The 8,201-nt window shown below is 51.1% G+C and carries 7 protein-coding genes, 2 tRNA genes and 2 rRNA genes; 10 read left to right on the top strand and 1 reads right to left on the bottom strand.

The window, feature by feature from the left end:
* The 8 genes from DV520_RS09390 to DV520_RS09355 all read left to right on the top strand — a co-directional run.
* Positions 1-1,581 (top strand): 23S ribosomal RNA (locus DV520_RS09390); the annotation flags it as partial.
* Between the two features lie 177 nt (positions 1,582-1,758).
* Positions 1,759-1,834, top strand: a tRNA-Lys gene (locus tag DV520_RS09385).
* Between the two features lie 2 nt (positions 1,835-1,836).
* Positions 1,837-1,911: transfer RNA gene (locus DV520_RS09380), tRNA-Glu, on the top strand.
* A 53-nt stretch (positions 1,912-1,964) separates the two neighbouring features.
* Positions 1,965-2,080: ribosomal RNA gene (gene rrf, locus DV520_RS09375) — 5S ribosomal RNA — on the top strand.
* Between the two features lie 81 nt (positions 2,081-2,161).
* Complete coding sequence (locus DV520_RS09370; protein ID WP_117142551.1) at positions 2,162-2,884, top strand: hypothetical protein; 723 nt, start codon at positions 2,162-2,164, stop codon at positions 2,882-2,884.
* A gap of 95 nt (positions 2,885-2,979) precedes the next feature.
* Positions 2,980-4,332: a phosphoglucosamine mutase gene (gene glmM / locus DV520_RS09365; protein ID WP_117142550.1), complete on the top strand. Its 1,353-nt coding sequence runs from the start codon at positions 2,980-2,982 to the stop codon at positions 4,330-4,332.
* Between the two features lies 1 nt (position 4,333).
* Positions 4,334-4,993 (top strand): LbetaH domain-containing protein, encoded by a 660-nt coding sequence (locus DV520_RS09360; protein ID WP_117142549.1) that lies wholly within the window; start codon positions 4,334-4,336, stop codon positions 4,991-4,993.
* A gap of 20 nt (positions 4,994-5,013) precedes the next feature.
* Positions 5,014-5,925 (top strand): DMT family transporter, encoded by a 912-nt coding sequence (locus DV520_RS09355; RefSeq protein WP_117142548.1) that lies wholly within the window; start codon positions 5,014-5,016, stop codon positions 5,923-5,925.
* Between the two features lie 45 nt (positions 5,926-5,970).
* On the opposite strand, the gene DV520_RS09350 is transcribed toward DV520_RS09355, so the two are convergent.
* Positions 5,971-6,420, bottom strand: a complete 450-nt coding sequence (locus DV520_RS09350; protein WP_117142547.1) for a GNAT family N-acetyltransferase — start codon at positions 6,418-6,420, stop codon at positions 5,971-5,973.
* A gap of 215 nt (positions 6,421-6,635) precedes the next feature.
* Between DV520_RS09350 and sdaAB the strand changes: the two genes are divergently transcribed.
* Positions 6,636-7,295 (top strand): L-serine ammonia-lyase, iron-sulfur-dependent subunit beta, encoded by a 660-nt coding sequence (gene sdaAB / locus DV520_RS09345; protein ID WP_117142546.1) that lies wholly within the window; start codon positions 6,636-6,638, stop codon positions 7,293-7,295.
* A gap of 12 nt (positions 7,296-7,307) precedes the next feature.
* Entirely contained in the window at positions 7,308-8,189 is an 882-nt protein-coding gene (gene sdaAA, locus DV520_RS09340) for an L-serine ammonia-lyase, iron-sulfur-dependent, subunit alpha (RefSeq protein ID WP_117142545.1), read from the top strand.
* Positions 8,190-8,201 lie beyond the last annotated feature (12 nt).

Raw genomic sequence — 8,201 nt, 5'->3', positions numbered from 1 at the left:
GAGCAGCGGTGGACTGTATTCGAGTGAGAATGCCGGAATGAGTAGCGAGAATTATGTGGGAATCATAATGGCCGAAAATCTAAGGTTTCCTGGGGAAGGTTCGTCCGCCCAGGGTTAGCCGGGAGCTAAGGCGAGGCCGCGAGGCGTAGTCGATGCACATACGGTTGAAATTCCGTAGCCACCTTATCGAATGAAAGCTGACACTTGGAAATAGCGGGACCCGGAGATTGGTAGATCCGGGCGTAAGGGACCGAACACGAGTAGGGAAGTCCGCGATGTTCTGAGGCGAGAAAAGGCGAAGGTAGGGTGCCCGTACCGCAAACCGACACAGGTAGATGAGGAGAGAATCCTAAGGCCAACGGGAGAAGGGTTGTTAAGGAACTCGGCAAAATGACCCCGTAACTTCGGGATAAGGGGAGCCTGCGCGAGCAGGCCGCAGAGAATAGGCCCAAGCGACTGTTTACCAAAAACACAGGTCTATGCTAAATCGAAAGATGACGTATATGGGCTGACGCCTGCCCGGTGCTGGAAGGTTAAGAGGAGATGTCAGGCAACGAAGCATTGAATCGAAGCCCCAGTAAACGGCGGCCGTAACTATAACGGTCCTAAGGTAGCGAAATTCCTTGTCAGGTAAGTTCTGACCCGCACGAATGGCGTAACGATTTGGGCGCTGTCTCAACAGCCCACCCGGCGAAATTGTTGTACTGGTGAAGAAGCCAGTTACCCGCAACTAGACGGAAAGACCCCATGGAGCTTTACTGCAGCTTAATACTGGAATTCGGTAATTCATGTACAGGATAGGTGGGAGACATGGAAGTACGGTCGTCAGGCCGTATGGAGTCGCCCTTGGGATACCACTCTTGGATTGCTGGGTTTCTAACCTGCGGCCGTGAATCCGGTCGGGGGACACTGTTAGGCAGACAGTTTGACTGGGGCGGTCGCCTCCTAAAAGGTAACGGAGGCGCTCAAAGGTTGGCTCAGCACGGACGGAAATCGTGCGGTGAGTGTAAACGTATAAGCCAGCCTAACTGCGAGAGTGACGGCTCGAGCAGTAACGAAAGTTGGAGTTAGTGATCCGGTGGTATGTGAGTGGAAATGCCATCGCTCAACGGATAAAAGCTACCCTGGGGATAACAGGCTGATCTCCCCCAAGCGTCCACAGCGACGGGGAGGTTTGGCACCTCGATGTCGGCTCGTCACATCCTGGGGCTGTACTCGGTCCCAAGGGTTCGGCTGTTCGCCGATTAAAGTGGCACGCGAGCTGGGTTCAGAACGTCGTGAGACAGTTCGGTCCCTATCTGTTGCGGGCGTAAGAGATTTGAAGGGGGCTGTCCTTAGTACGAGAGGACCGGGATGGACGCACCTCTGGTGCACCTGTTGTCGTGCCAACGGCATAGCAGGGTAGCTAAGTGCGGACGAGATAAACGCTGAAAGCATCTAAGCGTGAAACTTTCCCTAAGATAAGATCTCTCATCCTTCGAGGAGTAAGGCACGATAGAGACTATGTCGTAGATAGGCCGGAGGTGGAAGTGCAGTAATGTATGGAGCTGACCGGTACTAATCAGCCGAGGGCTTGACCTGAGTCTCAGGTTAAGAGTAAGAAGTGCAGGCGCTTGCTTGGGGTATGGCGGTTACTTTGTTCGGTTTTGAGGGTGTGGATATTGCCACAGCCTTTTCTTGAGGAAGAAGAAAGCAAGGGAACGAAGCCGAGTCAGTATAAAGTTCTTTTTGCATGCTTTTTCTTTCAAGGAGAAGTATGCACCTTTAGCTCAGCTGGTAGAGCACCTGACTCTTAATCAGGGTGTCCAGGGTTCGAGTCCCTGAAGGTGTACCAACGGCCCGTTGGTCAAGCGGTTAAGACGGCGGCCTCTCACGCCGCAAACATGGGTTCGATTCCCGTACGGGTCACCACGTTTTGGTTGACAAGACGCGAAAAATTTGATAAGCTGTTATTGTAACAGCGAGTTGGTGTTGATTGCAGTGAGGGTCCACCCGTTCCCATCCCGAACACGGAAGTTAAGCTCACTTGCGCCGAAGATACTTGTTTGGAGACGAACCGGGAAAATAGGTAACGCCAACACAGGAAACAGGACAGTTAGTTGACTGTCCTGTTTTTTATTGCTATAATGAAGAAAATTGATCGGCTGTGGGAGGAAATGGTATGGAAATAAGAAGAAAAGACTTGGCTGTTATGGATAAAAGAATAAATCAATTTATGGAGATGCGAAAGTTATGCATATTACAGAACAGTTACACAAGTTTGTATAAAAAATATGTTCTTGAGGGGAGAAAAGTTTTTTACAGAGGCTATGCTTGTCCTGAAATTCAATTTTGGACTACTGATGAGATTAAGTACTTCAAAATTTTTTACATAGGACACCAAGGTGAGCGTAAGGAGGTAATATTTAAAGAAAATCAACTGATTTCTATTTGTGAAGATCGTTTTACTGGGTCACTTTACATAAACGACGATACTATTTTATCAAGAAGTGTAAGCCCAAGAGAAGTAAGTTATTTTCTCAGAAATGTATTTCCTGTAATATGCAAAAAGGATGAGAATTTTTATATAGGAAAAATTAGATATGGAGGATATAAGACCTATAAAAAAGATGATGAACCGATATATTACGCATCTATCGAGGTAGGAAGTCTATTAGGAATGTCCAATTCCGAGGTATTGACACGAGACAGACCTTCACGCATCCCTGAAGAATTAAAATTATATTGTAGTTATAAAAATGGGAAAATGGTTTATGATGTAGAAAAATCTAATATTATAGATATACGTGTGGTTAACGACACATTAACATACCTTTTGCTTATCTGCGATCATAGCATTATAGAACGTTTAAGTTTAGATTATTTGACAGACCCTATCAAGTAGTTGTATAATGAAACGTTAAAGCTTGCAGGTGTTTTCATGCTATTTTCTTTTGAGTGACGCAGAGTCTAACTTTCTTTGAGTGTGGAGTGATGATGATGTCAAAATATTTTGGGACTGACGGCTTCCGAGGGGAGGCAAATGTAAACTTGACCGTGGACCATGCGTTTCATGTGGGCCGTTTCTTAGGGTGGTATTACAGCCAAGACCACCAGGCACAGATTGTAATCGGAAAGGATACCCGTCGATCCAGCTATATGTTTGAGTGTGCTTTAGCGGCAGGGATTACTGCTTCAGGCGCGGATGCCTGTCTGATGCATGTGACGACGACCCCCAGTGTTTCTTATATTTCAAAAGTAGATGAATTCGACTGTGGAATTATGATTTCTGCCAGTCACAATCCGTTTCATGACAATGGCATTAAACTGATCAACCGGCATGGCGAGAAAATGGAACAGGAAGTGATTGATCAGATTGAGGCCTATTTGGACAGCGCAAGAGAGTTGCCCTATGCCACAGGGGAGCACATTGGCCGCGTGATTGATTATGCTTCCGGCCGGAACCGCTACATTGGTTATCTGATTAGTTTGGCTACCCATTCCTATAAGGATATGAAGGTGGCTTTGGATTGCGCCAATGGGAGCGCCTGGATGATTGCAAAAAACGTGTTTGAGGCCTTGGGGGCGGAGACTTACGTGCTGAGCAACACACCCAATGGGCTAAATATCAATGACGGCTGCGGATCAACGCATATAGAACAGCTGCAGCAATACGTAAAAGAGAATCACATGGACATTGGGTTTGCCTTTGACGGCGACGCAGACCGCTGCCTGGCCGTGGATGAAAAGGGAAATTTGGTCGATGGAGACGGAATTCTTTATATTTACGGTTCCTATATGAAGGAGCGGGAAAAGCTGGCCAACAATACCATTGTGACGACGGTGATGTCGAATTTTGGCCTGTATAAGGCACTGGACGCCTTGGATATTCGATATGAAAAAACGGATGTAGGCGACAAGTACGTTTATGAGAATATGCGTGCCAATGGGCATCTCATTGGCGGGGAGCAGTCTGGGCATATCATTTTTGGAAAGTACGCCAACACCGGGGATGGGATCTTGACGGCGATCAAACTGATGCAGGCAATGTTAAGCAAAAAAATGCCGTTGTCAAAGCTGACGCAGGACTTGAAAATCTATCCCCAGGTTCTGAAAAACGTACGGGTCCAAGACAAAGAGCGGGCCTTAAATGATTTTGCGGTACAGAATGCAGTCCGCGAGGTGTCGGCAAAACTGGGAGACCAAGGGCGGATTCTCCTGCGGAAAAGTGGTACGGAGCCGGTTTTGCGTGTCATGGTAGAGGCGCCCACCAACGAGCTGTGCGAGGAGAATGTGGACGCGGTCATTGCGGTCATGCGCCAGCGGGGGCTGATTGTGGAGGCGAAGAAATAACATGCTGACCATTTCTGATTTGTTTCGTCTGGATGACACTATTGCGGCGTCTCTATTTGCGGGAAAAACCTACCCCTGGGAGGTTTTAGAGGGTCTTAGTGCCTATATTCTGCAACTGGGCGCCACCCTTTCCCCGGAGGAATTTGATCATCCGGCGGAGGATGTCTGGATTGCGAAGGATGCAAAGGTTTTCCCGTCTGCCTATCTTGGGGGTCCTTGCATCATTGACCATGGCGCGGAGATTCGCCACGGCGCGTTTATCCGGGGAAGTGCGATTGTGGGGAAGAAAGCTGTGGTAGGGAATTCTGTGGAGCTAAAGAATGTGGTCCTGTTTGATGGGGTCCAGGTTCCCCACTACAATTACGTTGGGGACTCTGTTCTGGGCAGTCACGCACACATGGGAGCCGGTTCCATTACCTCCAATGTCAAAAGCGATAAAACCTTGGTGGTGATCCGCGCAGGGGAGGAGCGTATCCCCACAGGCCGGAAAAAAGTAGGCGCGATGTTGGGAGATTATGTCGAGGTAGGCTGCAACAGCGTGCTGAATCCAGGTACGGTGATTGGCCCTCACAGCCATATCTACCCAATCTCCAGTGTGCGGGGAACCATTCCCCCTCACCACATTTATAAAAACGAAAGAGAAATCATTGCAAAGCGATAAAGGAGCGTAGAGAGAGAAGCATGAATCAATTCCCTGCAAAGAATCTGTTGCTGCTGTTTCTGACTGCCGTTATCTGGGGCACGGCTTTCGTGGCCCAGTCGGTGGGAATGGACCACATTGGACCATTTACCTTCAATGCCATTCGTTCCTTGGTGGGTGGCCTTGCCCTGATCCCTGCGATTTTGATTTTTGGCCGGATGAAAAGTGAGGAGAGACGCCGAGAGGAGCGAGCCCAGCGAAAGACGCTTCTTTTGGGGGGAGTTTTCTGTGGCTTGGCATTGGGGATTGCCTCCTGCCTGCAGCAGGTGGGTATACAATATACCACGGTGGGAAAGGCTGGGTTTATTACGGCACTGTACATCGTCATTGTTCCCATCCTGGGCTTGTTCTTCCGAAAGAAGGTGGGTCCCAAACTGTGGGTCAGTGTGGTGATCGCCATTTTGGGTCTGTATCTGCTGTGTATGAGTGGCTCCCTGCAGCTGCAAAAGGGGGATTTCCTGGTCCTTTTGTGTGCATTCTGCTTTTCGGTCCATATCATGGTCATTGACTATTTTACGACAAAGGTAGACGGCGTTCAGATGTCGTGCATTCAGTTCTTTGTGGCGGCGCTTTTCTCTGGCCTCTGCATGCTGGGGATAGAGGGAATTCCTGATCCCCATGCAGTGGCGATCTCTTGGGCGCCCATTTTGTATGCGGGGGTTTTATCCTCGGGGGTGGGTTACACCCTCCAGATCATTGGACAGAAAGGCCTCAATCCCACTGTGGCCAGTTTGATCTTGAGCTTGGAGTCTGTTATCTCTGTTTTGGCCGGATGGCTGTTTCTCGGGCAAAATATGTCCGCCAGAGAGGTGATGGGCTGTGTGTTGATGTTTGGGGCCATCGTTTTGGCCCAACTACCAGACCGCAAGAAAACGCGCCCAGAGGAGGCGTAAGCGGGCAAAACAGCCCTTCTAATTATCCAATTAGAAGGGCTGTTTTTACACATCAAAAGAGAGTTCCTTTTTCATAATGCTGGGAAAACAGTCCACTTGGAACTGGGAGCAGGTGAGACAGCGGGAAATGGGAGGAGCCATTTCTCGGGGAACAGTGTGCCACTGATACCGGGCGTAAAAGCCGGGAACCTTTCCCACCAGCCAGAGTTCCCGGGCGCCCAGCTGCTTGGCGTGGTGCTCTGCCGAAGCGAGCAGTTGACTTCCCAAGCCACCACCTTGCAGGTGAGAAACTACCGCCAAGTGAGCCAGAACGAAGTGCCCTGCACGGTGCTGGAGGGTGGCTGCGGCTACAAGTTCTCCAGTTTCTGAGTCTTCACAACGAAGCATGGACAGTGTTCCCTGAGGCGGTGTGTGGCCGGGAGTGACCTCCAGTCCGCTCTCCTGATAGAGCAGGGAGAGAGGGTAGAAATCTTGGGTTTCTCGGATAGAATACATGGCGCGTACCTCCAAAAGCAGAGGAACGTGAGAGGTCACGTTTCCATTTTATAATGAAAAGAGTATACCACTGCCCTGTGGGATTTTCAAGCTTATAGGGTGCTGGCGGATCATAAGAGGGGAATTGAGACTTGACGGAGTACGCTGGCTACGTCATAATATGGCTGGACGTTTGAAGGAGTAAACTCTGTGCACCAAAATTTGGGGAGGATAGCATGAATGTCTTCGACATCATTGGGCCCATTATGATTGGGCCCTCCAGTTCACATACAGCCGGCGCTGTTCGGCTGGGACAGATCGCCCGGAAAATTCTCGGGGAGGATGTGGTTCAGGCGCGCATTGAACTCTCCGGGTCCTTTGCTCGGACCTATCGGGGGCATGGTACGGATAAGGCCCTGCTGGCGGGGATTATGGGGCTCTGCCCCGATGATACACGGATTCGCTGTTCCCCCCAGCTGGCGCAAGAGAAGGGAATTTCCTTCTCTTTCCTGGAGACAGAGCTGCCAGACGCACACCCCAATACGGCACGCATCCATTTGACGGGAGAGCGCGGGAAAGCCACCACGATTGTGGGGACCTCGACTGGAGGCGGTAATATTTTGGTCACTGAGATCGACGGTCTCAAGGTCACTTTCACGGCTCAGTGCAATACGCTGCTGGTGGTCCATTGGGACCGGCCGGGGACCATTGCTGCGGTCTCCAACTACACGGCCACGTCGGGGATTAACATTGGAAATTTTCAGCTTTCCCGAACCAGAAAAGGGGGAAAAGCCATTATGATGCTGGAAATTGACGGGGAAGTGCCGGACGCAATCATGGACCATCTGAGGGCGTTTGACAATATCATTGACATCATATTGATCCGGGTTGGATGAGAGGGAAGAACTATGTTGGAGTATCAATCAATTTCCGCTCTGTGTGCGGCGGCGGAGGAGGCAGGGGTCTCGCTTTCGGAGCTGGTTCTGCGCGACCAAGCGGAAGAAATGGAGCTCCCTACTGAAGTGCTGTACCAGCGTATGCGGGAAAATTTACAGGTAATGCGGCAGGCGATCCAGGCCGGGTCCATGCCGGAGACGCGCTCACTGTCGGGGCTGACTGGCGGAGATGCCTTTAAGATGAAGCGATACGCCCAGGAAGGGGGAATCATCGGCGGCTTTATGAACCGTTCCATTGCCAGGGCTCTGGCCGTGTCGGAGTACAATGCGGCGATGGGGAAAGTTGTGGCGTCTCCCACAGCGGGCTCCTGCGGCATCCTGCCGGGCACAGTGGTTTCTATGCTGGAAGAGGGAAAGTGTACAGAGGAAGCCGCTGTGATGGCTCTCTTCACGGCTGGCGCTGTGGGCATGGTGATTGCCCAGCAGGCCTCGATTGCAGGGGCGCAGGGGGGATGTCAGGCCGAGTGCGGTTCAGCCTCCGCCATGGCGGCAGCGGCCCTTGTGGAGCTGTGCGGCGGCACCCCGACCCAAGCGGGCCACGCCTGCGCCATGGCCATCAAAAACCAGCTGGGGCTGGTGTGTGACCCCGTGGCGGGTTTGGTGGAGATTCCCTGTATCAAGCGCAATGTTTCCGGGGTATCCATTGCCTTTACCGCAGCGGAAATGGCCCTGGCGGGAATTGAGAGCAAGATTCCGGTGGACGAATGTATCCAGGCGATGAAGTCCGTGGGGGACAGCATGTGCAGTGCGCTAAAAGAGACCGCACTGGGGGGACTGGCTATGACGCCCACGGGAATCCAGTATGCCAAGAGGATCTATAACACTGCGCAGTGAAGAGATGAGGCC

Source organism: Evtepia gabavorous (assembly GCF_003425665.1).
In the GTDB taxonomy this organism is placed as follows: domain Bacteria; phylum Bacillota; class Clostridia; order Oscillospirales; family Oscillospiraceae; genus Evtepia; species Evtepia gabavorous.
The sequence above is the reverse complement of the archived record's forward strand: the minus strand, read 5'-3'. Positions and strand labels throughout refer to the sequence as shown.